This is a genomic window from Tibeticola sediminis (assembly GCF_003843835.1).
Classification (GTDB): domain Bacteria; phylum Pseudomonadota; class Gammaproteobacteria; order Burkholderiales; family Burkholderiaceae_C; genus Tibeticola; species Tibeticola sediminis.
On sequence record NZ_RKQL01000005.1, the window covers coordinates 50,999 to 76,011 of the forward strand.

Here is a 25,013-nt window from a genome sequence, read left to right on the forward strand (position 1 = left end):
GGCTCGATCCTCGCGGGTCAGTGGACGGACGCAGCCGGCGCGCTCGCGCCCAGGCTGCGCTGCAGGATGTTCGAAAACTCTTCGATGAAGGTTTCCAGCCCGTTGGCCACGCGGTCGATGTCGTGCGCGAAGCGGTTGTAGGCCACCACCGCCGGAATCGCGGCGAACAGGCCGATCGCGGTAGCCACCAGCGCCTCGGCAATGCCCGGCGCCACGGTGGCGAGCGTCACCTGCTGCAGCGCGGCGAGCCCCGTGAACGCGTGCATGATGCCCCAGACCGTGCCGAACAAGCCCACGTAGGGCGAAACCGAGCCCACCGACGCCAGGAAGGCCAGGTTGGCCTCGATCGCATCCATCTCGCGCTGGTAGCTCGCGCGCATGGCGCGGCGCGCGCCGTCGAGCAGCGTACCAGGGTCGCTGATGCGGCGCTCGCGCAGCTTTTGGAACTCCCGCATGCCGCTGGCGAAGATGCGCTCCATCGGCCCGGCCGTGCGGGCGTTGCGTGTCGCCGCGGCATACAGGTCGTTGAGGCTCGCGCCCGACCAGAACTCGCGCTCGAAACTCTCGTTGAGCGCGCGCACTTTCTTGAGCGCAAAGTGCTTGCGAAAGATCGCCGCCCAACTCGCCACCGACACCGCCAACAGCAGCGCCATGACCGCCTGCACGACGACGCTCGCGTGCAGCACCAGGTTGAGGATGGAAAGGTTGCTGTTCATGCTCGAAGGGTTTCCAGGAGGGAGGTCGGAAGCCGCAGCGGTTTGAGCGTTTGGGCATCGACCCAGCCCACGCGCACCGTCGCGGCACTGCACAGCGCGGTCGCGCCGCCGGCCGCCTGCCGCAGCGCCCGTTGCTCCAGCGTCAGGGAGGCACGGCCCGCCTCGATGAGCCGAACCGATACCTGTAAGCAGTCGTCGAGCCGCGCGGCCCGCTCGAAGCGCACGCGAAGATCGCTCACGACGAACTGAGCGCGCAGCGTCTCGCGCAGCGCCTGCTGGTGGATGCCGCGCGCACGCAGCCACTCGGTGCGTGCGCGCTCGAAAAACTTGAGGTAGTTCGCATAAAAGACGATGCCACCGGCGTCCGTGTCTTCCCAATAGATGCGCACCGGCCAGAAAAATTCCGTGGCCTCGCCCGACCGGCTTGGGCGCGGTTCCTCGACGCTCACCGCAGCACCCCTTCCAGCCGCTCGATGGCCGCGCGCAGCTGCTCCATCGATGCGGCGGTCGAAAAACGCACGAAGCGCGCGGTATCGGCGTCGCCAAAGTCGCGCCCGGGCGTCACGGCCACATGCGCAGCGCGCATCAGCGCAAAGCTCAGGTCCCAACTGCCTTGCACGCCCAGCCGCTGCGCCGCCGCGCTGCCGTCGGCCCAGGCATAAAACGCGCCATCGGGCATCACCGGCACCGAGAAACCCAGGCGCTCGAGCGCGGGCACGAAATAGTCGCGCCGCGCGCGAAACGCGGCTCGCCGCTGCTCGTATTCGGCCAGGCTTTCGGGCTCGAAGCACGCCAGTGCCGCGTGCTGCGCGACCGCATTGGCACAGATGAACAGGTTTTGCGCCAGCCGCTCCACCACCGGCACGAGGGCTTCGGGCAACACCAGCCAGCCGAGGCGCCAGCCGGTCATGTTGAAGTATTTCGAAAAGCTGTTGATGCTGATCACGTCCTCGCCCAAGGCCAGCGCGCTCTGGCCGAAACGCGCATCAAAACTCAGGCCAAGGTAGATCTCGTCGACCAGCGTGATGCCGCTGCGCGCGCGCACCACGTCCACGATGCGCCGCAGTTCTTCGGGGTCGATCGACGTGCCCGTCGGGTTCGAGGGCGAAGCCAGCAGCACGCCGCGCGTGGCCGGGCCCCAGTGCGCCTCGACCTGCGCGGCGCTCAGCTGGAACCGCTCGGCCACGCCGCTGGGAATCAAGCGCGCCGTGCCCTCGGCGGCGCTCACGAAATGGCGGTTGCAGGGGTAGCTCGGGTCGGGCATGAGGATTTCATCGCCCGCATCGACCAGCGCCAGACAGGCCAGTTGCAAGGCGGCCGATGCGCCCGCCGTGACCACGATGCGCCGCGCCGGCACGTCGAGCCCGAAGCGCTCGGCATACCAGCCACTGATGCGCTCGCGCAGCGCATCGAGCCCCAGTGCCGGGGTGTATTGCGTGCGCCCCTCGCGAATGGCGCGCGCCGCGGCTTCCTGCACCAACGGCGGCGCGGTGAAGTCGGGTTCGCCGATGTTGAGGAAGATCATCGGCTGCGCGTGCGCCGTGGCCTCACGGGCGATTTCGCTCGCGGCCTTGGCGACTTCCATCACATAAAACGGCGCGATGCGCTCGGCGCGCCGGGCGATGCGCTGCGGGCTCATCGGGCTCGCGTTCACTCGGGCGCGCCGGGTGGCCGGCGCTGGCCGCGCGGGTCGGAAGCCACTTCGGCTGGGCGCAGCTTGGGCGCGAGGCTGCCCAGCACGCCGTTGACATACTTGTGCCCGTCGGTGCCTCCAAACGACTTGGCCAGCTCCACGCATTCGTTGATGATGACCCGCCAGGGCACGTCGGGCGCATGCAGCAGCTCCCACACGCCGATCCACATCACCGCATGCTCGATGGGCGAGAGCTCGCTGAGCTTGCGGTCGAGCACCGGCTCGATCTGCGCGTCGAGCGCGTCGGCCTCTTCGATGCAGCCGTGCAGCAGCGCGTCGTAGTGCGCCGAGTCTGCCTTGTGGAATCCCGACAGGTCGCGCGTGAAGCGGTCGATGTCGGCGGCGGGATTGCGTCCCACCAGGTGCTGATAGAGCGCCTGCAGCGCGAACTCGCGCGCGCGGCTGCGGGCGGCCTTCGCGGCAGCCTTGCGCGCGCCGGCGTGGGCGCTGCGGCCGGCATTCGCGCCGGGCTTCGGCTCGGGGCTCAGGGCGTCACTCATGCCAGCCGCTCCAGCAGTCGGGCCATCTCCACCGCCACGCGCGCAGCGTCGCGGCCCTTTTCGGTTTGCCGGGCCTCGGCCTGCGCCAGGTTTTCGGTGGTCAGGATGGCGTTGGCAATCGGGATTTGGTAGTCGAGGGCCACGCGGCTCACGCCGGCCCCGGACTCGTTGGCCACCAGCTCGAAGTGATAGGTTTCGCCGCGAATGATGCAGCCCAGCGCGATCAGCGCGTCGTAACGATCGCGCTCGGCCAGGGCTTGCAGCGCCAGCGGCACTTCGAGGGCGCCCGGCACCTGCACGAGGTCGATGTCCTCGGGAGCAACGCCCAGCGCGATGAGCTCGCTGCGGCACGCCTGCGCGAGCGCTTCGGTGATGCTGGCGTTGAATCGCGCCTGCACGATGCCGATCGTCAGACCGCGCCCATCGAGCGTGCCGCTGTCGCCTTTTTCTGCTTCAAACATAAAGTCCTTCATTCCTTCGGGATGTAGCCCGTGATTTCCAGGCCGTAGCCCGTCATGCTGGGCATGCGCCGCGGCGCGCCCATGAGTTTCATGCGGTGCACGCCGCAGTGGCGCAGAATCTGCGCGCCGATGCCGTAGGTGCGCAAATCCATGCGGCCGCGCTCGGGCGCGTGCGCGGGGCGTGCGCGGCCCTCGAACTGCGCGAGCAGCTGCTCGGCGCTCTCGCCGCAGTTGAGCAGCACGGCCACGCCGCGCCCTTGCGCCTCCAGGTAGGCCAGGCTCGCGTCCAGGCTCCAGGAGTGCAGGCCACGGCCGCACTCGAGCACATCGAGCACCGACAGCGGCTCATGCACCCGCACCGCCACCTCGGTCTCGGGCGACCACTCGCCCTTGACGAGCGCCAGGTGCACCGACTGGCTTGGCGTGTCGCGAAACGCATGCGCCATGAAGTCGCCCCAGGGCGTGCGCAGGGGGCGCGACGCGATGGGCTGCACCAGCGACTCGGTGCGGCTGCGGTACTCGATCAGGTCGGCAATGGTGCCAATCTTGAGGCCGTGCTGCGCGGCAAAGCGCTGCAGATCGGGCAGGCGCGCCATGGTGCCGTCGTCGTTCATGATCTCGCAGATCACCGCCGCGGGCGTGCAGCCGGCCATGGCCGCGAGGTCGCAGCCCGCCTCGGTGTGGCCGGCGCGCATGAGCACGCCACCGTCCACCGCTTGCAGTGGGAACACATGACCCGGCTGCACCAGGTCCTCGGGGCGGGTGTCGCGACCGACGGCGACCTGGATGGTGCGGGCACGGTCAGCGGCGGAAATGCCGGTGGTTACGCCCTCGGCCGCCTCGATCGACACCGTGAACGCCGTGCTGTAGACGGTGCCGTTGCGCGCGGCCATCGGCGGCAGCTTCAGGTATTCGCAGCGCTCGCGCGTGAGCGTGAGGCAGATCAACCCGCGGCCGAAGCGCGCCATGAAGTTGATCGCCTCGGGCGTCACATGGTCGGCGGCGAGCACCAGGTCGCCCTCGTTCTCGCGGTCTTCCTCGTCGACGAGGATCACCATGCGGCCCGCGCGCAGTTCGGCGACGATGTCCTCGACCGGCGAGATGCCCACCGTGGGCTCGGTAGGGGCGGTGTTGGATGCGGTGTTCATGCGGCGGTCTCGGGAGGGGAGGAGGGTGTGGGCCGGGCGGCGGCATCGACGCTCAGCATGCGCTCCACATAGCGCGCGATCAGGTCGATTTCGAGATTCACCGCGTCGCCCGGGCGCAGACCGCCCAGCGCCGTGTGTTCCACGGTGTGCGGAATGAGGTTGATGTCCACGCGGCAGTCGTCGGCGGTGTCGGTCACGCGGTTGACGGTGAGGCTCACGCCGTTGACGGTGATCGAGCCCTTGTAGGCCAGGTATTTCGCCAGCGCGCGCGGCGCGGCGATTTCGAAACGCCAGCTCTCGCCCACGGGCTCGAGGCGCAGCACGCGGCCGATGCCGTCCACATGGCCCGAGACGATGTGGCCGCCGAGCCGGTCGGCCGCGCGCAAGGCCTTTTCGAGGTTGACCGCGCCGGGCCGCTGCAGGCCCGCGGTGCGCGCGAGCGACTCGGCCGAGACATCGACGGTGAACGTGCCGGCCGCCGCATCGAGGGTGGTTACGGTCATGCAGGCGCCGTTGATGGCGATGCTGTCGCCCAAGCCCACGTCGTCGAGATAGGCCGGTGGCGCTACGACGCTCAGCCGCACGCCGTGCTCGGGGCCTGTGCCGAGCGCTTGGACGTCGGCAATGCGGCCGACGCCGGTGATGATTCCAGTGAACATCGCGCTATTTTCGCAGGGAATGCCGCGCACCCTTGCGACGCGCCCAGGGGTGGCCGCTCGGCGCGATGGGTCAGAAACGCTCGCGCCCCGCGACGTCGGCGCGCAGCCGCAGGTCGGGGCCGACCGGCGTGGCCTCGTGCCAGACGAGGGCCGGCGCCTCGTCCAGCGCCGCATACGGCCCCAAAGCCGCCATGCCGCGCCCCGCGCCCAGCAGCCGCGGCGCCAGATACAGCAGCAATTCGTCGGCCAGCCCGGCGGCGAGCAGGGCGCCGTTGAGCGTTTCGCCGGCTTCCACATGCACCTCGTTGACCTCACGGCGCGCCAATTCGGCCGCGACCGCATCGAGCACGAGGCGCCCATCCGGCGCAGCCGGCGCGGAGATGACCTCGGCCCCGCGCGCCTCGAGCGCCGCGCGCCGCACCGCATCGGTGCTCGCGGTGAAGATCCAGACCTTGTGCGGCACGTCGAACAAGCGCGCGGCGGGTGGCGTTCGCAGGTGGCTGTCGAGCACCACCGCATGCGGCTGGCGTGGCGCATCCACGCCACGGGCGTCGAGCCGCGGATCGTCGGCAAGCACGGTGCCCACGCCGGTGAGCACGGCGCAGGCGCGCGCACGCCAGCGGTGGCCGTCCTGCCGCGCCTCGGGCGATGTGATCCACTGACTCACCCCATTGGGCAGCGCCGTGCGCCCGTCGGCCGAGGCCGCAATCTTGAGCCGCACCCAGGGCCGGCCACGCTCCATGCGGCTGAAAAAACCGATGTTGAGCGCGCGCGCCGCCCGCGCCAGCGGGTCGTCCGCAGGCAGCACGTCCACCTGCACGCCGGCGGCGCGCAGCCGGGCGATGCCGGCGCCGGCCACGCGCGGATTCGGGTCGATGTTCGTCACCACCACCCGCCCCACACCAGCCGCAACGAGCGCATCGCAACACGGCGGCGTGCGGCCATGGTGCGCACAGGGTTCGAGCGTGACCCACACAGTGGCGCCGCGCACATCGTGCCCGCGAGCAGCCGCATCCCGCAGCGCCATGACTTCCGCGTGCGGCCCGCCCACGGCCTGTGTGTGGCCCTCACCCAGCACGGCGCCGTCCGCACCGGTGATGACACAGCCCACGCGCGGATTCGGTGGCGTTAGAAACAGCGCGTGCTCGGCCAGGGCGAGCGCGCGGTGGAGGGGGCTATGCATGCACGGAAGCCGAATACCCGTTGCTCGATTGCGCCTGCGCGGGCCTTGTGTTGCCCGGTCAGCGCCAGCAATTGGCCACGCTGTCGGTGCCAGAAACGGTTTTGGTGCCGGCCTGATCCAGGCTGAGCGTGCCGCACTTGGTGTCGGCCGCCTGCGCGCCGCTGGGGGTTGCCTTGATTTTGAACGTGGTGTCCGTCGGCTGCCCGGTGTCGAAGGCAAACGTGTAGCGGCTGGCAAGGTCGTTGCGGCATGTCGGGTTGGGCAGGGTGGCGCCAGTGTATTTGAGCGTGGTGGTGTAGTAGCGCTCCATTTGCTGTGCCATTTCGCCCAGGCAGGCCGCCGCTGCCGCGCGGTGGGTGCGCAGCACATGGTTCTGATAAGACGGATACACGATGGCCGCAAGGATGCCGACGATGGCAACGACGACCATCAGCTCGATGAGGGTGAAGCCGTCTACGCGGCGATACGGGTGATGCATGGGTCAATCCTTGATGATTTCGCGCCAGGAGATGCGCCCTTTGAATGAATTCGGAAAATTCGTCCGGATACTGCCTAGACCACCCGAGGAACCGCCAACGACGAGACGGGTGCCCACGAGGAGCGGCTTCGTTGGCATGCCGATGCCGAGGTCGACCGAGCCAATGGGATTGCCATTGAGCACGTCATCTGTAAAGGCGTTGTTGCCATTGACGTCGAAGAAGCTGAAGTCGAGCCGGGCGCCAGTGAACGCATTGACGGCGTTGACATAGCCCGTGCCGCCGGGCTTGCAGGGGTCGTTTTGCGGAATACGGCTGGCGGTGACGAGGACGGGTTGGGCACTACGGTACATGGTGCTGGCCGTGACGATGCGCTCGCCGGGCGACGTGGAAAAGTCGATGTACCAGCCTTTCTTGCCCGCCATGTCGTTGGCTGTGGCGGCACTGAAGGTGCGAACGTTGCTGCCGCCGTAGGTGCCCTGGTCCTGAATGCTGCGTTGCTTGAGTTCACTGCGGCCGCTGATGGTCATGGTGGTGTCGTCAACCAGGCCATACCAGGTTTGCACCTGCGTATCGGTCGGGTCGGTGTCGCGGAAGTAGCTGCCCGTGCCGAAGAAGATGAAGCGTTTGCCGGCGTTATCGCCGGTGTTGAGATAGTTCACCTGGGTCGTTACGGGCGCCGTGATGGGCTGCCGGTTGTTGGAAGCGTCTTTGGCCACAAAGAAGGGCGAGCCACCATGGGCGATGGTCCAGCCGGATGGGGCATTGGCGCTGACGTCGAACTTCCACAGGTTCCCCTTGAGATCGCCCGCGTAAATGATGTCGACGGTGCCATTGCCGTCCACATCGGCGACGCCGGGCGAACTCAACCCGTTGTCACCGCCGACACCCGTGTCCAGTTTGCGCTTGAGGGCGCCGGTGGCCAAGTCAAAAATGTAGAGGACGGCGCGCTGGTTCGTCGAGTTGTAGCCGTTGGCAACGATCACACTCCAGCTGCCATCGTTCATCTTGGCGATGATGGGTTGGCCCAACATGTAGCCGAGGTCGTTGTCGCTGGCGCCGTCCGTGTACTCCCATTTGACGTCCGTGGCGGCAAAGCTGCCGGGGGTGGTCGCGTCGAGACCAAACACCCCCTTGCCACCCGCGCCGAGTGTGGCGACGAGGTAGTTGTGTCCGCCCGTATCAGACTTGTTGCTGACGGCGATGTTGCCATTGACATAGTACGCATGGGCATACGCTGGGTCCGTCAAGGCCTGAAGCCGGCCGATCAGGCTGCCCGGGATGTAGGCGAAACGCTCGACGCCAGTGCTTGCGTCGAAGGCATGCAACATGCCGTCATTGGCGCCGACGAAAACCGTGTTGTTGTCCTTGACGTACACCGGCGATGAATCGACGATGTCGCCAAGGATGTTATTGGTCGGCCGGTTGCGCAGGGTACCGCCGTTTTGCAGCTCTTTGCTGCGCACGCCGCGCAGATAGTCGACGACGTCACTCGAACCAAGCGCCGTTCGGTCGGAACTGCTGAGGTTGGCCCAGGTGAAGGCGACGACGGTGCCGCCAGAGCGGGTGAAGATCCGGCGGCTGGTTGGTGCCGGGATGTTCGCCGATGCCGTCCAGGTTGGGGTCGACGCGACCCCCGTACCACTGATGGCGCGTGCTTCGAGCTCACCCGACCACTTGCCGCTCTCGAACTTTGCCTGGAACACTTGGCTGTCGGTCGAAATCGATGTGCTGTTGGCGGCCACGTTCGAGGCCGAGCCATTGCGGCTCACGATGTTGTTGAGGGTGTCGGACAGGGCTTTGGCGAAGTCGGTGGGGTTCTTGGCGCTAAAAAAGCCCCCTCGCCCGTTGACGGATGCATGAAGCAGATCGTCGAGCAGGGCGGCATTGCTGCTGGTGGGGTCCGGCCAGTTGATGGTGGTGCCATCGAAAATCGCCCGGAATGCGGTCGTGGGGTCGACCGAGCCGCTCACACCGAGGCCGACGCCAAAGGTGACCATGTGTTGCCAGAAGGCCGGGTCGATGTAGTTGGTCGGCACTTCGTTGGCGAGGTCGGTGCGCAAATCACGCTTCCAGTAATACATCGCCACATCCGCCAGCGTGTTGCTGCGTGAGTCTTTGAAGGGAGAGACCGCCGCGTAGGTGTAGGTCTGTCCATTTGGCCCGGTGATGGTGGGGCCTGCCGTGCCGTCGTTGTTGGCTTGTGCGCCCGCGGTGCTGGCTCCGTTTCCATTCCAGTAGCCGTCCGTCATCATGATGGTGTAACTCTGACGGCAGGTGTAGTCTGTACCGCCACTCTGGCCTGGTGTCGTGCTCCAGGGGCCTTTGCTGTCCGTCCGGCTGAAATACTGTCCGACGTCATTGAGCGCCTGTCGCAGCGGCGTTCCTGCCGCCGGAATGGGGTGGGTGTAGAGCTCGTTGAACCAGGTCGTCCGGTCCGTGCCCGTGAAGCGTCGAACGCCCAGGATGACCGTGCGCGTGTTGACGCCATCGATGGATGTCGAACCTTTGTTGATCGCGGCGAAACCGGGCCGCAGGTTGCTGCCCTGCGCGGCAAAGGCCCGGCCGATGCCGGCGCGCGCGGTAAGCACACGCGATCGGTAATAGGTGTACCAGTTGGCGAAGTTCTGGATTTCTTCGCTGTAGGTGCACGTCGCGGTGGCGGCACTGGCGCAGTCGGTGCGCTTGTCGCGGCCATCGCCGGTGTAGGTGGCCGTCGTCGGCCGGATATCAATCCGGGTGTAGCTGGACCAGTTCCAGATGTTGCCGCCGTTGTACCGGAAATAGGTGGCAGGCCAGAAGGTTTGTGTCCCGCTGGGCCCCCAACTGCAACTGGTGTCCGATGAGCATCGCAACGCATTGAAGGACTGGGTGTTGTTGGTCGCCAGATCCCGGCAACCCAGGGCCGTGTTCATCGGGTTGTGGGGGGCGCAGGATGGCGCGGCATTCGGCATCAGGCTGCCGTCGGCCTGGCTCCAGGGCTTATACGTGATGGACGGGTCGTAATAGGCCCGGTTGATCTGCGGCGAGCGCGCGACGGCGTTGTAAGGCTGCCCATTTTCAAAGGTGGCGACGCGGTTGTCGTAGTCGCTGCTGCCATAGACGCCGCTGGGGCGTGGATAGACGAAGTACCCATCGGCATAGTCGTCGGGCAGCATCTCCCACTGCATGGAGCCCGAATCATCGAGGATCATCATGATGTTGGGCTCGGCCGAGGTCGAGGTGAGCAGCGGCACGTTCGGGATGGTGGCGGCGGGCACGTCGAGCAGGGCGGCGCTTGCGATGGCAAGGACCAGTAGGCCGGCTTTCAACGGTTGTCGCCCGGTACGTGGCTTGGTGTACATTGAAACCTCCGGTGCAGTGTGGCGATCATTCGGTGGCGTAGACGGACTGCAGCATGACCATGGCCCGGCCACCGCTGCCGCCGGCGCGAGCGGTGATGCGGTAGCGGTAGCAGTTGTTGATGGCGCCGGCATCGGCCGGGTTGCATGAGTAGCTGTTGCCGAGGTACTCGACAAAATACTGCGGCGTGATGGCGAGTGCACCCGTGCCTATCGTGTTCCAGTTGGCCCACGAGTTGAAGCTGGCGTCACGCCAGCGGGGCGTGTCGCTCGCTGCCGGTGGGCCGCACACCATGAGCGCGCTGACCGTCGCGCAGGTGCCGGCGGTCTGGGTGATGCGCGGCGAGGCCGCTTCGATGGCGGCTTCGATGTCGCGAAGCGTCTTTTCGGCCGCTTGGAAGCTGACATTGCGCGATTGGCTGTTGGCGGCCATGCGCTCTTGCTGGGTGACACCGCGGATGGCTGCCAGACCGAGTAGCGTCATGAGCACCAGGATGATGAGGCTCATGATGAGTGCGACGCCGCTTTGTTTGCGGCGAGCCGGCAGGCGCCGGTGAGCGGGGGCGTGACGGGCGGCGTTCATGGCAGCAGGGCCTCGCGGTTACGAAGCTTGATAACGTGTTCGAGCTGGCGCTCGATGGGTACGCTGGCTGGGTTGGTGCCGACGCTTTCCTGGGTCGAAAGCCACAATTTCACCTTGACGCCGATGACCTGATTGAGCGCGTTTTTCGACCAGTCGGTGATGGTTGATGGCGCCACCCAGTTGCTCGCCAGTGCCGGCGCCGAGGCGTTGGTCAGGTCGACCGTCAGCAGCTTGACTTCGAGGTTGTTGACGCCGGCGACGATCTCATCCGGGGCGAGGACGGCCGTGCCAGTGTTATCGGGTTTCACCCAGGCCCGGTAGAGTGATTTGCCACCGTTGCCGTTGTAGCCGACATACCAGAAAGCCATGCGCAAGGGCGTGACGATGCCGGTGCCATTGGCCGGGAAGGTTTTGGCAGGAACGGTCGCACAGTTTGCCGGTGTCGGCGCCCCGAGGTTGTCGCTGCAGTTGTACGTCGTGCTGGCGGCCGAGTAATCGACGGTGTTGAGGCTGGTGCTCACGGTGGCAGCCTGAAACAGCGCCGCGGAGCTGAGGTCGCAGGCGACGAGGAGGTCGTTGGCTGCAAGGCCGCTGACTCTGTCGAGGGTGAATTCGTGGGCGGTCGGGTCGTGTGCCTGGATGGTGTACTCGGTGCCAGACGCCTGCAGGGTCAGGATGGCTGCGGTGCCGTTGACGCGCTGCGCCGTGCCCGTGCCGAAGGCGACGATGCCGGGGGTGTCGGTCGCAGCGTCCCATGCGCGCAGCGTGCCACCCTCCCAGTCGGCCCACCATGGACGCACGGCCGAGGTTTTGGGGTCTCGGATGACGTTGCCGATCTGCAATAGCGAGACAGGCGTGTCGGCAATGCCACAGGGGATCTGCCCGGTTTCGCGCAGATCACGGGCCAAGATTTCGAAGGCGGTGCGCGCGCTCTCCTGCAGCCGCATGACGTTGTCATTGACGCGCAAGGTGTTGCGGCTGGTCAACACCATATTGAGGGCGCCTCCGATGAGCACCAGACCAAGCACCATCGCGACGAGCAGCTCGACGAGCGTAAAGCCGCGCATCGGTCTCGGGGACGGTGCAAGCGATGCGAGGTGTGGGCGGTGACGGATGGGTTTCATAGCCGGGACACCGTTTCGATCATTTGATTGCCGAGTCCGCCGGCACGTTGGTCGTCCCAGAACACCTGGATACGGCAATTGGCGGGGTTGCTGGTGGTGTCGCAATAAATGGCGCCACAGCTGGTGGTGTCGCCGGGTTGGCCGAGATTGAGCTGTATCGAGATGAGCCAGTCGCGCAGGTTGTTGTCGCGCAAGGTCGTGCCGGTGATGGTTGAAGGGCCGCAGAGTTTTGCGTCGATCAGGCCCGTGCCGGTGTCGAAGGTGCCGGTGTTGTAAGTGCCTGCTTGGGCCCCCGCCCGGTCGATACGCATGGCCTCGAGGATCGAGTAGCTGAGCATGACCGCTTGCGAGCGCTGCATGCTGCTGACGTTGCCTTTGATGGCGCGGGTCTGCAGCGCACCCATGCCGAGGATACCGAGGCTGAGGATCAGCAAGGCGACCAGAATCTCGAGTAGCGTGGCGCCACGCTGCCGCGCGACGAAACGGGTTGGTCTTGGGGCGTTGGCGTTCATGGACGACAGGCTCAGTTACAGGCGGCGGAGACGCTGGGCTTGGTGACGGTGATGCGGCCCATCGCGTTGAGCGTGTAGAGGCGGGCGCGCTCATCATCACGGATGCTGGGGACGGTGGTGCACAGCCGCAAGGTGCCGGCGAGGAAGCCGCCATTCAACTGGCGAGATGTGCCGTCGGATGCAAACGAGATGTAGGGCAGATTGCCGGTGGTGACGATGTTGCTGCTCGCGCCTTGGAATCGGCGCAGGACCGTTTCACCGGTGTCGAGGCTGGCCGTGGTGCCCGTACGCGTGTCATCGGTAAAGACGATCCAGCCGGAGCGCCAGTCGCCCACGTTGGTGAGGCAGCTGGTGCCGTTGGCGCTGGGGCAGACGGTGACGCGGCCACCGCGCTTGATGGCTTCGGAGCGTGCCTGTTCGAGCGTGGACGTCAGTTCGATTGACAGGCTGCGCAGCTCCGAGGTAGCCAGGATCTCGCGCAGGCTCGGGGCCGCCAGCGCCAGAAGGATGCCAAGGATGGCGATCGTGACCAGCAACTCGGGCAGGGTGAAGCCGCGTGTGGTGGCGTGCCGAGCGAGCCCCGCAAGCGCCGTCCATTGCGTCGGCGGGTGGGGTGCCCCGCAGACGGCGCTTGGCCACCGCTTCGGCTGCAATGAACGATCGGTCTCGCGTTCGGTTTCGCACGCCCTGCCGCGACCCATCTTGTATCCGCGCGCGCACCGTCGCTGGAACTGATTCAACGTTGCCTCGGGTTTCATGGCCGTAGTCTGGCGCATGCGGGGCGCCTTGGGCCAGGGTAAACCGATGAACGGTAGCCGTGGGCGGATGAGCGGAGTGCGTTGCTACCGCCGAACCTCTTCCACCAGCGCCCGGAAGTCGTCCACGTCCTCGAAGCTGCGGTAGACGCTGGCAAAGCGCACGTAGGCGACCTTGTCGAGTTTTTTCAGCTCGCGCATGACGAGCTCGCCCAGGCGGGCGGAGGGGGTTTCTCGGGCGCCGGCGGCGAGCAGCTTTTCCTCGATGCGCTCGATGGCGGCGTCGACCTGTTCGGTGCTGACCGGGCGCTTGCGCAGCGCGAGCATGAGCGACGCGCGCAGCTTGGCGCGGTCGTAGTCGGTGCGGCGGCCGTCTTTCTTGACGATGGCGGGGAAGCTGAGGTCGGGCCGCTCGTAGGTGGTGAAGCGCTTGCCGCACTGCGCGCACTGGCGGCGACGGCGGATGAAGTCCCCGTCTTCGGACACGCGGGTTTCGACCACTTGGGTCTCGGCGTGGCCGCAGAAGGGGCACTTCATGGCAGAAAACCCTGATATGTGAAGGACCGGGCTTCTTCCCGGGCGCCCGTGGAGCCGGCTTTGCCGGGCCACCGGGTGCGTCCCCCCTGCCACCGAAGGGTGGCGTTCAGGGGGGAAGGCGCGCAGCGCCTCAGGGGGGTGTTCACTTGTACACCGGAAAGCGCGCGGTCAGCGCGGCGACCATGGCGCGCACCGCTTCGATGTTGGCTGCGTCGCGCGGGTTGTCGAGCACGTCGGCGATGAGGTGGGCGGTCTGGCGGGCTTCTTCTTCCTTGAAACCGCGGGTGGTCATCGCCGGGGTGCCGATGCGCACGCCACTTGTGACCATGGGCTTTTCGGGGTCGTTGGGGATGGCGTTCTTGTTGATGGTCATGTGGGCGCTGCCCAGCAGGCCTTCAGCTTCCTTGCCGGTGATGCCCTTGGCGCGCAGGTCGACGAGCATGACGTGGCTTTCGGTGCGGCCGCTGACGATGCGCAGGCCGCGCTGCGTGAGGGTCTCGGCGATGACCTGGGCGTTTTTGACCACCTGCTGCTGGTAGGTTTTGAACTCGGGCTGTAACGCTTCTTTGAAGGCCACGGCCTTGGCGGCGATGACGTGCATCAGTGGGCCGCCTTGCAGGCCGGGGAAGATGGCGCTGTTGATGGCTTTCTCGTGCTCGGCCTTCATGAGGATGATGCCGCCGCGCGGGCCGCGCAGGCTCTTGTGCGTGGTGGAGGTCACCACGTCGGCATGCGGCACGGGGTTGGGGTAGACGCCCGCGGCGATGAGGCCGGCATAGTGCGCCATGTCGACCATGAAGATGGCGCCGACGTCCTTGGCCACTTTGGCAAAGCGCGCGAAGTCGATGCGCAGGCTGTAGGCGCTGGCGCCGGCGATGATGAGCTTGGGGCGGGTTTCGTGCGCTTTGCGCTCCATCGCGTCGTAGTCGATTTCTTCCTGGGCGTTGAGGCCGTAGGAGACGACGTTGAACCACTTGCCGCTCATGTTGAGCGCCATGCCGTGCGTGAGATGGCCGCCTTCGGCCAGGCTCATGCCCATGATGGTGTCGCCGGGCTTGAGGAAGGCGAGGAACACCGCCTCGTTGGCGCTGGCGCCGCAGTGCGGCTGCACGTTGGCGGCTTCGGCGCCGAAGAGCTGCTTGACGCGGTCGATGGCGAGCTGCTCGGCGATGTCGACGTATTCACAGCCGCCGTAGTACCGCTTGCCGGGGTAGCCCTCGGCATATTTGTTGGTGAGCTGCGTGCCTTGTGCGGCCATGACGGCGGGCGAGGCGTAGTTCTCGCTCGCGATGAGCTCGATGTGGTCTTCCTGGCGACGGTTTTCGGCCTCGATGGCGGCCCAGAGTTCGGGGTCGGTTTGTGCGATGAGCTGGCTGCGGTGGTACATGGATGGCAGTCCTTTGAGGAAATGGTCCTTGCGCGGCGACAAGGGCTGCCCAGGCGAACGGCAAAACACGCAAACCGTTCGGCCGCGCGGTGCGCTTCCCCGTGGTTGTCGGGGTTGCAGTCAGGCAGCCCCGGGGTCCACGTCGGCGCCAGATTCCCTCGAGGGGCAGGCGGCGCCTATCGCCAGTTGCGCACGGGGCGCAGTTTAGCTGAAAGCGTCGTGATTAAGGCAACGCTGAATAAGTTCCCGCGATGGCGCGCGCCCGGCGGCGGGATGGGATGCGAGGCGCAAACCGCAGCCATAGCCACAGCTATGGCGAGGATTTGCAACGAAGCAGACCGCCCGCAGCCGGGATGCGCGACGCGCGGGGGACTTGTTCAGGGTTGCCTCAACCGTCCAGGCCAGTGTGACTTGCGCTCAGGTCAGAGGCGCTCGCCGCAGGCGCGGCGCCCGGGCGGCTGTTCGTGGCGGCGATGGCCTGCGGCGGGGCGATGGGCACGACGCGGCCCTTGGCCACTTGTTGGAGACGGGCGTGCTCGCTGAGCACTTTGTCAGCGTAACCGCTGTCGTTGTCGTCGTTGCCGGCGCCCACGTAGAGTTTGAGGCCGCCTTGCACCGAGCCCGCACGGGCGATGCATTCCTGCAGCACCTTGACGCCTACGCGCAAATTGGTGACCGGGTCGAAGGCTGCAAGCGTGCCGCCGAAGTTTTGGTATTTGTCGGCGTGGACGCGCGTCATCACCTGCATGAGGCCCTGGGCGCCGACGGGGCTTTGGGCAAAGGGGTTGAAGCTCGATTCCACCGCCATGACGGCGAGGATCAGCGTCGGGTCGAGCTTGGCGCTGCGGCCCACCTCGTAGGCCGCGGCAACCAGGGCGCTGATCGGCTCGGGCGCGACGCGGTACTTGCGGCTCAGCCAGTAGGCGACGGCCGCCTGCTCGCGCGGCAGGTCCTTGGGGTTGGTGGCCGTGGCGCGCTCGATGGCCGACGGATCGGCGTCTTCGGGCTGCTGGGCCATGAGCCGCTCCTGCACCCATTGAATGAGCTGCGCTTCGCCGCTTTCGCGCAAATCGGGGCGGGCGATCAGGGCAATGGCGAGGCAGGCCACGGCAACGCCGACGAGGGCGAAGCCATTGTGGGTGAGTTTGAAGATCATCTGCGTGAGGCTTTGGGCCAGGCGACGCAGGTCGGGGGTGGTGTTTACCAGCGCTGTCATTTCTTCACTCCTTTCTTCGCGGGGCGGGGCCGTGCGTCACGAGGACGGTCAGGCGTGACCCCGTTGGGATGGGTTGGCGGCGCATTCCGTCGCGCGTCGGGGCGACGGCTGGTCTCGGAAGCGCCGGGGCCGACGGGCGGCAGCGGCTAGGGTTGTCCCTAGGTGGGATGGGTTGGCGCCGATTCTAGGAGTCGACTTCATGCCTAGTCAATACTAAAGACTCAAGTGTTAAGATTCAAAAAGACATTAAAGAGCTCCGGCCAGCCTTGGTTTTGATCGTGCCCAGGGTCGTGACCCTGGGGTGGCTTGCCTGCCTGAGCGCCCACGCGCTCGCGCACCCGCGTACCCGTGCGTCGCCTCGGACGCTGGCATGATTGGATCTGTGATTGCATCCGCCTTGCTGTTCGTTCCATGGCTGTTTTTCCCCAAGGCCTGAGCGCCATCGACCGCCGCTGCGACAACGCCGGCGAGCGCGCGGTGCTGCACCAGCTCAAGCGCTGCCTCAGCGACGACTACCTCGTCTGGCACGACGTGCCCGTGGGGCCGCGCCAGCGCCAGCCCGACTTCGTGGTGTTCAGCCCGCGCCGCGGCCTGCTGATTCTGGAGGTCAAGCACTGGGCGCTCTCGAGCCTGCGCAGCGCCACGCGCGACCGGGTGGAGCTGGCTACCGCGCACGGTCTGCAGACCGTGGCGCATCCGCTGGTGCAGGCACGCACCTACGCGCTTGAACTCAACGACGTGCTGCAAGGCGACGCCGTGCTCGTGCACGACGACGGGCCGTTTCGGGGCAAGTCACGCGTGCCTTACGGCTGGGGCTGCGTGCTCTCGAAAATCGAGCGCCGCAAGATCGATGGCAGCGACTTTGCCGAGGTCTTCCCCGAGCACAAGACCCTGCTGCGCGACGACCTCGCCGAGGATGTGGAACCCTACGATTTCGAGAAGCGCCTCTGGGGCATGTTCGTCCTGACGTTTCCGTTTGCGTTGTCACTGCCGCAGCGCGACCGCGTGCGCTGGCACCTCTTCCCCGAGGTGCGCGTGCAGGCGCAACAAGCGCTCGCGCTGGACGACGGCAGCTCTGCCCTGGCGCCGCTGCCCGATCTCATGCAGGTCATGGACTTGCAGCAGGAGCAGATTGCACGCACGCTGGGCGAGGGCCACCGCGTCATCCACGGCCCGGCCGGCTCGGGCAAGACCATGATCCTCATCTTCCGCGCGCAGCAGCTCGCCGCCGCCGCGCGGCCTGAGCAGCCGGTGCTGGTGCTCTGCTACAACCGCGCGCTGGCCGAGCGCATCGGCTTCGTGCTGCGCGAGCGCGGCGTGAGCGAGCAGACGGTGGTGGTGCGCACCTTCCATGCCTGGTGCCACGACATGGTGCGCAGCTACCAGCTCGAGGTCGGCGCTGACCTGCGCGGCGAGGCTTACTTCGAGGCGCTGGCCGCGACGGTGAGCCGCAGCGTGGAGACCGGCCTCGTGCCCGGTGGCCAGTACAGCGCGCTGCTCATCGACGAAGCTCATGATTTCGAGGACGCCTGGTTGCGCATGGCCACGCGTCTGGTGAACCCGGCGACGAATGCGCTGCTGGTGCTCTACGACGACGCGCAAAGCATCTACCAGAAGTCGCGCCGCAGCTTCAGCTTCGCCAAGCTCGGCATCCAGGCCCGGGGCCGCACCAGCGTGATGCGGCTGAACTACCGCAACACCGCGGAAATCCTGGCGCTGGCGCTGCGTTGCGCGCAAGGCCTGCTCGATGACGAGCGCGCCGGTGCCGACGACGACGCCGTGCCCTGCGTCCTCCCGGCCAGCGCGGGCCGCCGCGGCCCCATGCCACGGCTCATCGAGGTGGCCAGCGAAGCCGAAGAGGCCGCGGCCGTGGCCTCGCAGGTCGAGGCCGCGCTGGCCGACGGCCTCGCCCTGGGCGACCTGGCTGTGCTCGCACGCACCAAGGCGCAGCTCAACACCGTGGCGCGCGAGCTGCACCGTCGGGGCATTGCGCTGCAATCGATGGGCGGGAGCGACTTCCGCCACTTCGACTGGGCCGCGCCCGCGGCCAAGCTCGTCACCATGCACAGCGCCAAGGGCTTGGAGTTTCCGTTCGTTGCGATCGTGGGCCTGCACCGCATGCCTGCGCGTGAGGAGTCGCTGGACGAGGCCGCCCGCTTGCTCTATGTCGGAATGACCCGCGCCACGCACCGCCTGGTGCTTTCCGCCGCAGGGGCCTCACCGATCGTCGACCGCGTGCGCAACGCACTCGAGGCGCTGGCCGTGAAAGACGCCGGCGCTCAGTCCCAGCCTTTGTAGTAAACCCGAAGCGCGTAGGAGATCGCCTTCATGGGCGCGTGGCGCAGCCACGTCGGCAGCCAGCGCGGCGCATTCATCGAAAAATCGGTCGCCCAGCGGACCAAGGGGCCTTGCCAAGCGGGAGCGGGTTTGCGCCCTTGGGGGCGAAGCTTTTGTGTGGGGGGTGAAGGTAAAGGCATGGGCGTATTGGAACCGAAGTGCGCCAAACTGTGACCAAGAACGGGCATTTGCCTGCCTGGATGCACAAAGATGAGGCGCGCGCCAGGGAAAATCCAGGCGGCAGCGCGGGCACACAGGCTTCGACGCCCAAGCGCGACGCTGAAGAAGCCCCACGCGCGCCATCGCGGAAATGGATTCAGCGTTGCACAAGTGTCACGATCGGCGGGCAGACTTCGGAAGGATCAAGCGAATGCTTGGCCCGTTTCCTGCTAACTTCTGTGCGATGCATCATCCTGATCGACATGTGCCCCTGCGTGGGGCGAGCAACTTTCGTGATCTTGGCGGCTACCGCACGGTCGATGGACGCGTGTTGCGCTGGCGGCGCTTGTTCCGCTCAGACCACCTCGGGGCGCTCGTGCCTGAAGATGTGGCGCGGTTGCAGGCGCTGGGTTTGGGGCGCAGTTTCGACCTGCGGGGCGAGCGGGAGCGCGCTGCGCAGCCTTACGCGCTGCCAGGCGTGCGGGTGCAGCCCCTGCCGATCGAGCCCACGGTGGTGCAACGCTTGCAGGAATTGCGTGCGCGCGGCGAGTCGCTCACCGCGGCGCACACGGTGCGGTTGATGCAGGAAACTTATCGCGCCTTCGTCACCGACAACTCGCCGCGCTTTGCCGAATTGTTCGCCCATTTGCTCGAGCGCGACCTGCCCTCGGTCGTGCACTGCACCGCCGGCAAGGACCGCACCGGTTTTGCCGTTGCCTTGGTGCTGCTCGCGCTTGGGGTGCCGCGCCAGACGGTAATGCACGACTATTTGCTGACCAACCACCACTACCGCATGCCCGAAGCGTATGCGGGCAGTGCCCCGAATGAGGTGCTGCGCGTGCTTTGGCAGGTGCAGGAGGATTTTCTGCATGCGGCCTTCGAAGCCATCGAGCGCGACTTCGGCGGGTTGGAGTCCTACCTGAACCGTGCGCTCGCGCTCACACCCGCAGCGCGCGAGCGGCTTGCGCAGATGTATTTGCAGGCGCCTTTGGAAGAATCAAAAATGATAGCTACACAAGACCAGTTCACGCCGGGGTAGGCGCAAAAGACCGTCAAAAATGCTAGGGCAACGCTGAATAAGTTCCTGCGATGGCGCGCGCCCGGATGCGGGATGGGATGCGAGGCGCAAACCGCAGCCATAGCCGCAGCTATGGCGAGGATTTGCAACGACGCAGACCGCCCGCAGCCGGGATGCGCGGCGCGCGAGGGTCTTGTTCAGCGTTGCCCTAGACCGGCACCGTGTAGTTCAACGCCAACCGCCCGCCGTCCACAGTCACGATTTCGCCGGTCATGTAGCTCGCCGCGTCGCTGGCGAGAAAGGCGACCACCTCCGCGACTTCCTCGGGCGTGCCCAGGCGCTTCATCGGCGTGCGCGAGAGGATGCGAGCGCGGGCTTCGGCGCTGGTGAGCACCGCCTGCGCGGCGAGTTCGGTGGCGATGGTTCCGGGTGCGACGGCGTTGACGCGGATGCCATGGTCCGCGAGAGCCAGCGCCATCGCGCGCGTGAGCTGGTTGACGCCGCCCTTGCTCGCGTTGTAGCTGGCGATGCTCGGAATCGCCATCACACCGTTGACGGAACTCATGTTGACGATGGCGCCGCGGGTGCCGGTCTGCACCATCGCGCGCGCCACCGCCTGCCCCATCAGGAACGAGCCTTTGAGGTTGACGCGCAGTACCGCGTCGAAGTCCGCTTCGGTGACTTCGAGGAAATCCGCGGCCTTGAAGATGCCCGCGTTGTTGACCAGCACGTCGATGCGGCCATGTGTCGCGAGCGCAGCGGCCACGGCGGCGTCGACCTCGGCTTTGGCGCCGACGTCGCAGCGCAGCGCGAGCGCGCCCAGCTCGGCCGCCAGCGCCTCGTTGCGCGCGGCATCGACGTCGAGGAGCACGAGCTGCGCGCCCTCGCGCGCGAAGCGGCGCGCACAGGCCGCGCCTATGCCTTGCGCCGCACCGGTGATGAGCACGACGCGGCCCTGCAGACCGAAACAGATGGACGAAGAAGCAGAGGGGTGGGGGGCTGTTTGATCCATGCGGTAATGGTAGGGCAACGCTGAACCAGTCCTTCGCGCGCCGCGCATCCCGGGCGTGCATGCGAACATGCGCCCTTTGAATCCAGACGGAGCCTAGCCCATGCCCCAAATCACCCGCGCCGTGCTCTACACCGATGTCGACGGCCGCGCGCGCTTTCGCGACGAGATCATCGAACTGTGCGCAGGCAGCCCCGCGGCGGCGCTATCGCCCTTGGCGCCCTCGGGCGGTTACCAATGGCGCTGGAGCCCTGCGGGCTTCGAGAGCCGCTTTCACTGCACCGAGTACCCGCAGTGGCTGATCGTGCTGCGCGGGCGCATGGAGATTGGCCTGCAGGACGGCAGCACGCGCATCTTCGGCTCCGGGGAGAGCTTTCTTTCGGCCGACTTGCTGCCCGAAGGGACTGTGTTCGACCCGAGCGTGCACGGCCACCGCAGCCGCGCGCTCGACGAGGCGCCGCTCGAGACCTTGTTCGTGCGGGTTTGACGCGCGGCGCGCTCAGCGCCCGAACCGTGGCGCGCTGTTGCCGCTGCGGTTGGCGCCGCCGCCGGAACGCTTGCCGCCGAAGCCGCTGCGACGGCCACGACCGGCACCGCCGGCCATGCTGTCGATGCTGGTGCGCATCGGGTCGGGCTGGCCGGATGCGTCAACCGCGGGGCGGCGCGGGGCATTGCGCGTGCCATGCAGGTTGGTGCGCAGCGGATCGACATTGCGCGGCAGCTCATCGGGTGCGAATTCGCTGCCGTATTCGTCGTCGCGGGGCTCCGTGCGGCCTGCGCGTGGCTGGCTGGCGTTGGGGTTCGGGCCTTTGCGGCCGGCTTGGCCACGGTCGGCCGGTCGGCCGGCGCGGGCAGCGGATGCTTCGGGTCGCACGGCTCGGGGCTGCGCGCCGCCGTCGCTCCGACCGGCGCGGCCGCCCGCGTTGCCGCCACCGCCGCGCTGGCCCTTGCCCTCGCGCAGGCGTTGCGTCATCTCGGCCCGTGCGGCTTTGGCCGCGGCGGCCATGACCTCGCGGCTCGGAGGCTTGCCCGCACCGCCCCAGAGGGTTTGCCGCCCCATGGCGATGGGTTCGGCCTTTTCGCCGGGTTCGGGACCGAAGCCCTCGATGAACTCCACCGGAATTTCCTGCTTGGTGAAGCGCTCGATGTCCATCATGAAGCCTTCTTCGTCGAGGCTCACGAGGCTGACCGCTTCGCCGGTGGCGCCGGCGCGGCCGGTGCGGCCGATGCGGTGCACATAGTCTTCGCTGACATTGGGGATGTCGTAGTTCACGACATGCGGCAGGTCTTCGATGTCGATGCCACGCGCGGCGATGTCGGTCGCCACCAGGGCGCGGATCTCCCCGCTCTTGAAGCCGGCAAGCGCCTGCGTGCGCGCGCTCTGGCTTTTGTTGCCGTGCAGCGCCATCGCGGTGATGCCGTTCTTGTTGAGAAAGTCGGCCACATGGTTGGCGCCGAATTTGGTGCGGGTGAACACCAGCACCTGGCTCCAGTTCTTGCTCTGGATGATGTGCGCGAGTAAGGCTTTTTTCTTGTTGCGGCCGACCGGGTGGATGACTTGACGGATGCGCTGCACGGTGGTGTTGCGCGGCGTGACCTGCACGCTTTGCGGGTTCTTGAGCAAGCCATTGGCGAGCTCGCGGATTTCATCGCTGAAGGTGGCCGAGAACAGCAGGCTTTGCTTGTCACGCGGCACCAGCGCGAGCACCTTCTTCACGTCATGGATGAAGCCCATGTCGAGCATGCGGTCGGCTTCGTCGAGTACGAGCATCTGCACGCCGGAGAGGTCGAGGAAGCCCTGCTGCTGAAGGTCGAGCAGCCGGCCCGGGGTCGCGACGAGGATGTCGACGCCGCGCTTCATGGCGTTGATCTGCGGGTTCATGCCCACGCCGCCAAAGACGACGGCGGAGCTCAGGTCGAGGTATTTGCCGTAGGTGCGCACCGATTCCTCGACCTGGGCGGCGAGTTCGCGTGTCGGGGTGAGGACGAGCCCGCGGATCGCCGTGCCGCCGAACTTGTTTTTCTTGCGCTCGCCGCGCGAGAGGATGTCGAGCATGGGCAGCGTGAACGCAGCCGTCTTGCCGGTGCCGGTCTGGGCGCCGCCGAGCAGGTCATGGCCGGCGAGGATGAGCGGTATGGCCTGGGCCTGGATCGGCGTGGGGGTTTCGTAGCCTTGCTCCTGCACGGCCTTGACGATGGCCGGAGCCAGTTGGAGATCTTCAAATTTCATAAGGATGCGCCCGTCCTGGGCGCTTGGAACATCGGCCTGTTCCGGCATGCGGGGCATGTCGGGCCAGTCAAGGTCGATGGACTTCGGGGGGTGGGAGCCGCAAGGCGCGATGGGCCTCGTTCGTCCCCAGCAACGTGCTGATGTGCGGATAACTGGGTGCCGCAACGAGGCGTATTGTCGCATGCTGGGATAATTGACGCATGGGCGCTGTGCATTCCTGCAACAGGCGCCGCTTTTTTTGGAAGTCACAAAATGGCCCAGTACGTCTTTTCCATGAATCGCCTCGGCAAGATCGTTCCGCCGAAGCGCCAGATTCTCAAGGACATTTCTCTCAGCTTTTTCCCGGGCGCCAAGATCGGGGTGCTCGGCCTCAACGGCTCGGGCAAGTCCACGCTGCTCAAGATCATGGCCGGGGTGGACAAGGAATACGAGGGCGAGGCGATCCCGATGCCCGGCCTCAAGATCGGATACCTGCCGCAGGAGCCACAACTCGACCCCCAGCAGACCGTGCGTGAGGCGGTCGAGGGCGGTATGGGCGAGATTTTGCAGGCCAAGCAGCGGCTCGAAGAGGTGTACGCCGCCTATGCCGAGCCTGACGCCGACTTCGACGCGCTCGCCGCCGAGCAAGCGCGGCTCGAAGCCATTTTGGCAACTGCCGGCGACGGCTCCGAGCATCAGCTCGAAATCGCGGCCGATGCCTTGCGCCTGCCGCCCTGGGATGCGGTGATCCAGAACCTCTCCGGCGGCGAGAAGCGCCGCGTGGCCTTGTGCCGGCTGCTGCTGTCCAAGCCCGACATGCTGCTCCTCGATGAACCGACCAACCACCTCGACGCCGAATCGGTGGAGTGGCTCGAACAATTCCTGCAGCGTTTCCCGGGCACCGTCGTGGCCGTCACCCACGACCGCTACTTCCTCGACAACGCGGCCGAGTGGATCCTCGAACTCGACCGCGGGCACGGCATTCCTTGGAAGGGCAACTATTCGAGCTGGCTCGAGCAAAAAGAGGCGCGGCTCGAGCAGGAGCAGCGCAGCGAGGACGCCCGCGTGAAGGCCATGAAGAAGGAATTGGAGTGGGTGCGGCAGAACCCCAAGGGTCGGCAGGCCAAGAGCAAGGCGCGTCTGGCTCGCTTCGAAGAGCTCTCCGACTACGAATACCAAAAGCGCAACGAAACGCAGGAAATCTTCATTCCCGTGGCCGACCGCCTGGGCAATCAGGTCATCGAGTTCAAGAACGTCAGCAAGTCCTTCGGCGACCGGCTGCTGATCGACAACCTGTCGTTCAGCGTGCCGCCCGGGGCCATCGTCGGCATCATCGGGCCCAACGGCGCGGGCAAGTCCACGCTGTTCAAGATGATTGCAGGCAAAGAGCAGCCCGACAGCGGCGAAGTGGTGATCGGCTCGACGGTCAAGCTCGCCTACGTCGACCAATCGCGCGACGCGCTCAGCGCCGACAAGACCGTCTGGGAAGACATTTCCGGCGGGCTCGACATCCTCACCGTCGGCAAGTTCCAGATGGCCAGCCGCGCCTACTGCGGCCGCTTCAATTTCAACGGCGGTGACCAGCAAAAGAAGGTCGGCACGCTCTCGGGCGGCGAGCGCGGCCGGCTGCACCTGGCCAAGACCTTGATCGCCGGCGGCAACGTGCTGCTGCTCGACGAACCATCGAACGACCTCGACGTGGAAACCCTGCGCGCGCTCGAAGATGCGCTGCTCGAGTTCGCGGGCTCCATCCTCGTCATCAGCCACGACCGCTGGTTCCTCGACCGCATCGCGACGCACATCCTCGCCGCCGAGGGCGACAGCCAGTGGGTGTTCTTCGACGGCAACTATCAGGAATACGAAGCCGACAAAAAGCGGCGCCTCGGTGAAGAGGGCGCGCGCCCGCACCGCGTGCGCTACAAGGCGCTCAAGTAAGCGGCGACGGTGCAAGCGGCGCGGCGCGGGGGCTGCGCAAGCAGCGGCTTTCCTG

The 25,013-nt window shown here is 66.6% G+C and carries 23 protein-coding genes; 4 read left to right on the forward strand and 19 right to left on the reverse strand.

All coding sequences use genetic code 11. From position 1 onward, the window contains the following. Positions 1-17: 17 nt before the first annotated feature. The 17 genes from tolQ to EDC62_RS10390 all read right to left on the reverse strand — a co-directional run bounded on the left by tolQ (position 18) and on the right by EDC62_RS10390 (position 16,291). Positions 18-716 (reverse strand): protein TolQ, encoded by a 699-nt coding sequence (gene tolQ, locus EDC62_RS10310; protein ID WP_124223370.1) that lies wholly within the window; start codon positions 714-716, stop codon positions 18-20. Continuing rightward, the gene (gene ybgC / locus EDC62_RS10315) at positions 713-1,165 is read right to left on the reverse strand and encodes a tol-pal system-associated acyl-CoA thioesterase (protein WP_124223372.1); all 453 of its coding nucleotides are present in this window, start codon (positions 1,163-1,165) and stop codon (positions 713-715) included. Before ybgC ends, tolQ begins: the two co-directional genes overlap by 4 nt. Next, entirely contained in the window at positions 1,162-2,355 is a 1,194-nt protein-coding gene (locus EDC62_RS10320) for a pyridoxal phosphate-dependent aminotransferase (RefSeq protein WP_124223374.1), read from the reverse strand. The genes ybgC and EDC62_RS10320 overlap by 4 nt, the downstream gene beginning before the upstream one ends. 11 nt (positions 2,356-2,366) lie before the next feature. Beyond that, positions 2,367-2,909: a transcription antitermination factor NusB gene (gene nusB / locus EDC62_RS10325; protein ID WP_124223376.1), complete on the reverse strand. Its 543-nt coding sequence runs from the start codon at positions 2,907-2,909 to the stop codon at positions 2,367-2,369. Then, positions 2,906-3,370, reverse strand: a complete 465-nt coding sequence (ribH, locus tag EDC62_RS10330) for a 6,7-dimethyl-8-ribityllumazine synthase (RefSeq protein WP_124223378.1) — start codon at positions 3,368-3,370, stop codon at positions 2,906-2,908. Before ribH ends, nusB begins: the two co-directional genes overlap by 4 nt. Before the next feature lie 8 nt (positions 3,371-3,378). Further along, positions 3,379-4,518 carry a bifunctional 3,4-dihydroxy-2-butanone-4-phosphate synthase/GTP cyclohydrolase II gene (gene ribBA / locus EDC62_RS10335; protein WP_124223380.1) on the reverse strand — a complete coding sequence of 380 codons (1,140 nt, stop codon included), beginning with the start codon at positions 4,516-4,518 and terminating at the stop codon, positions 3,379-3,381. Then, positions 4,515-5,177, reverse strand: a complete 663-nt coding sequence (locus tag EDC62_RS10340) for a riboflavin synthase (RefSeq protein ID WP_124223382.1) — start codon at positions 5,175-5,177, stop codon at positions 4,515-4,517. The genes ribBA and EDC62_RS10340 overlap by 4 nt, the downstream gene beginning before the upstream one ends. A gap of 70 nt (positions 5,178-5,247) precedes the next feature. Continuing rightward, the gene (gene ribD, locus EDC62_RS10345; RefSeq protein WP_124223384.1) at positions 5,248-6,360 is read right to left on the reverse strand and encodes a bifunctional diaminohydroxyphosphoribosylaminopyrimidine deaminase/5-amino-6-(5-phosphoribosylamino)uracil reductase RibD; all 1,113 of its coding nucleotides are present in this window, start codon (positions 6,358-6,360) and stop codon (positions 5,248-5,250) included. Between the two features lie 58 nt (positions 6,361-6,418). Further along, complete coding sequence (locus tag EDC62_RS10350; RefSeq protein WP_124223386.1) at positions 6,419-6,838, reverse strand: type IV pilin protein; 420 nt, start codon at positions 6,836-6,838, stop codon at positions 6,419-6,421. A gap of 3 nt (positions 6,839-6,841) precedes the next feature. After that, positions 6,842-10,180 (reverse strand): pilus assembly protein, encoded by a 3,339-nt coding sequence (locus tag EDC62_RS10355; protein ID WP_170159058.1) that lies wholly within the window; start codon positions 10,178-10,180, stop codon positions 6,842-6,844. A gap of 25 nt (positions 10,181-10,205) precedes the next feature. Further along, a complete protein-coding gene (locus tag EDC62_RS10360) occupies positions 10,206-10,760 on the reverse strand; it encodes a pilus assembly PilX family protein (RefSeq protein WP_124223390.1) in 555 nt (184 codons plus the stop codon). Beyond that, positions 10,757-11,827 carry a PilW family protein gene (locus EDC62_RS10365; protein ID WP_170159059.1) on the reverse strand — a complete coding sequence of 357 codons (1,071 nt, stop codon included), beginning with the start codon at positions 11,825-11,827 and terminating at the stop codon, positions 10,757-10,759. Before EDC62_RS10365 ends, EDC62_RS10360 begins: the two co-directional genes overlap by 4 nt. Before the next feature lie 53 nt (positions 11,828-11,880). After that, the gene (gene pilV / locus EDC62_RS10370; RefSeq protein WP_124223394.1) at positions 11,881-12,396 is read right to left on the reverse strand and encodes a type IV pilus modification protein PilV; all 516 of its coding nucleotides are present in this window, start codon (positions 12,394-12,396) and stop codon (positions 11,881-11,883) included. 11 nt (positions 12,397-12,407) lie between these two features. Further along, the gene (locus EDC62_RS10375) at positions 12,408-13,154 is read right to left on the reverse strand and encodes a GspH/FimT family pseudopilin (RefSeq protein WP_170159060.1); all 747 of its coding nucleotides are present in this window, start codon (positions 13,152-13,154) and stop codon (positions 12,408-12,410) included. A gap of 84 nt (positions 13,155-13,238) precedes the next feature. Next, entirely contained in the window at positions 13,239-13,688 is a 450-nt protein-coding gene (gene nrdR, locus EDC62_RS10380; RefSeq protein ID WP_124223399.1) for a transcriptional regulator NrdR, read from the reverse strand. Positions 13,689-13,830: 142 nt separating this feature from the next. After that, a complete protein-coding gene (gene glyA, locus EDC62_RS10385; RefSeq protein WP_124223402.1) occupies positions 13,831-15,075 on the reverse strand; it encodes a serine hydroxymethyltransferase in 1,245 nt (414 codons plus the stop codon). A 388-nt stretch (positions 15,076-15,463) separates the two neighbouring features. Beyond that, positions 15,464-16,291, reverse strand: a complete 828-nt coding sequence (locus EDC62_RS10390; RefSeq protein WP_211330991.1) for a lytic transglycosylase domain-containing protein — start codon at positions 16,289-16,291, stop codon at positions 15,464-15,466. A gap of 411 nt (positions 16,292-16,702) precedes the next feature. Here EDC62_RS10390 and EDC62_RS10395 point away from each other — a divergent pair, with 411 nt between their 5' ends. Together EDC62_RS10395 and EDC62_RS10400 are read left to right on the forward strand one after the other, a co-directional pair. After that, on the forward strand, positions 16,703-18,589 hold the full coding sequence (locus EDC62_RS10395; protein ID WP_124223404.1) for a 3'-5' exonuclease: 1,887 nt from the start codon (positions 16,703-16,705) through the stop codon (positions 18,587-18,589). 442 nt (positions 18,590-19,031) lie between these two features. Continuing rightward, positions 19,032-19,826, forward strand: a complete 795-nt coding sequence (locus EDC62_RS10400; protein ID WP_124223406.1) for a tyrosine-protein phosphatase — start codon at positions 19,032-19,034, stop codon at positions 19,824-19,826. A 187-nt stretch (positions 19,827-20,013) separates the two neighbouring features. Here EDC62_RS10400 and EDC62_RS10405 read toward each other — a convergent pair whose 3' ends face one another. Beyond that, positions 20,014-20,817 (reverse strand): SDR family NAD(P)-dependent oxidoreductase, encoded by an 804-nt coding sequence (locus EDC62_RS10405; RefSeq protein ID WP_124223408.1) that lies wholly within the window; start codon positions 20,815-20,817, stop codon positions 20,014-20,016. A gap of 100 nt (positions 20,818-20,917) precedes the next feature. On the opposite strand from EDC62_RS10405, the gene EDC62_RS10410 reads away from it, so the two are divergent. Further along, the gene (locus EDC62_RS10410; protein ID WP_124223410.1) at positions 20,918-21,301 is read left to right on the forward strand and encodes a cupin domain-containing protein; all 384 of its coding nucleotides are present in this window, start codon (positions 20,918-20,920) and stop codon (positions 21,299-21,301) included. 12 nt (positions 21,302-21,313) lie between these two features. On the opposite strand, the gene EDC62_RS10415 is transcribed toward EDC62_RS10410, so the two are convergent. Then, a complete protein-coding gene (locus tag EDC62_RS10415; protein WP_124223758.1) occupies positions 21,314-23,044 on the reverse strand; it encodes a DEAD/DEAH box helicase in 1,731 nt (576 codons plus the stop codon). Positions 23,045-23,296: 252 nt separating this feature from the next. Here EDC62_RS10415 and ettA point away from each other — a divergent pair, with 252 nt between their 5' ends. Continuing rightward, positions 23,297-24,958, forward strand: coding sequence for an energy-dependent translational throttle protein EttA (gene ettA / locus EDC62_RS10420; RefSeq protein WP_124223412.1), 1,662 nt, complete (start codon positions 23,297-23,299; stop codon positions 24,956-24,958). The last annotated feature ends 55 nt before the right edge of the window (positions 24,959-25,013 follow it).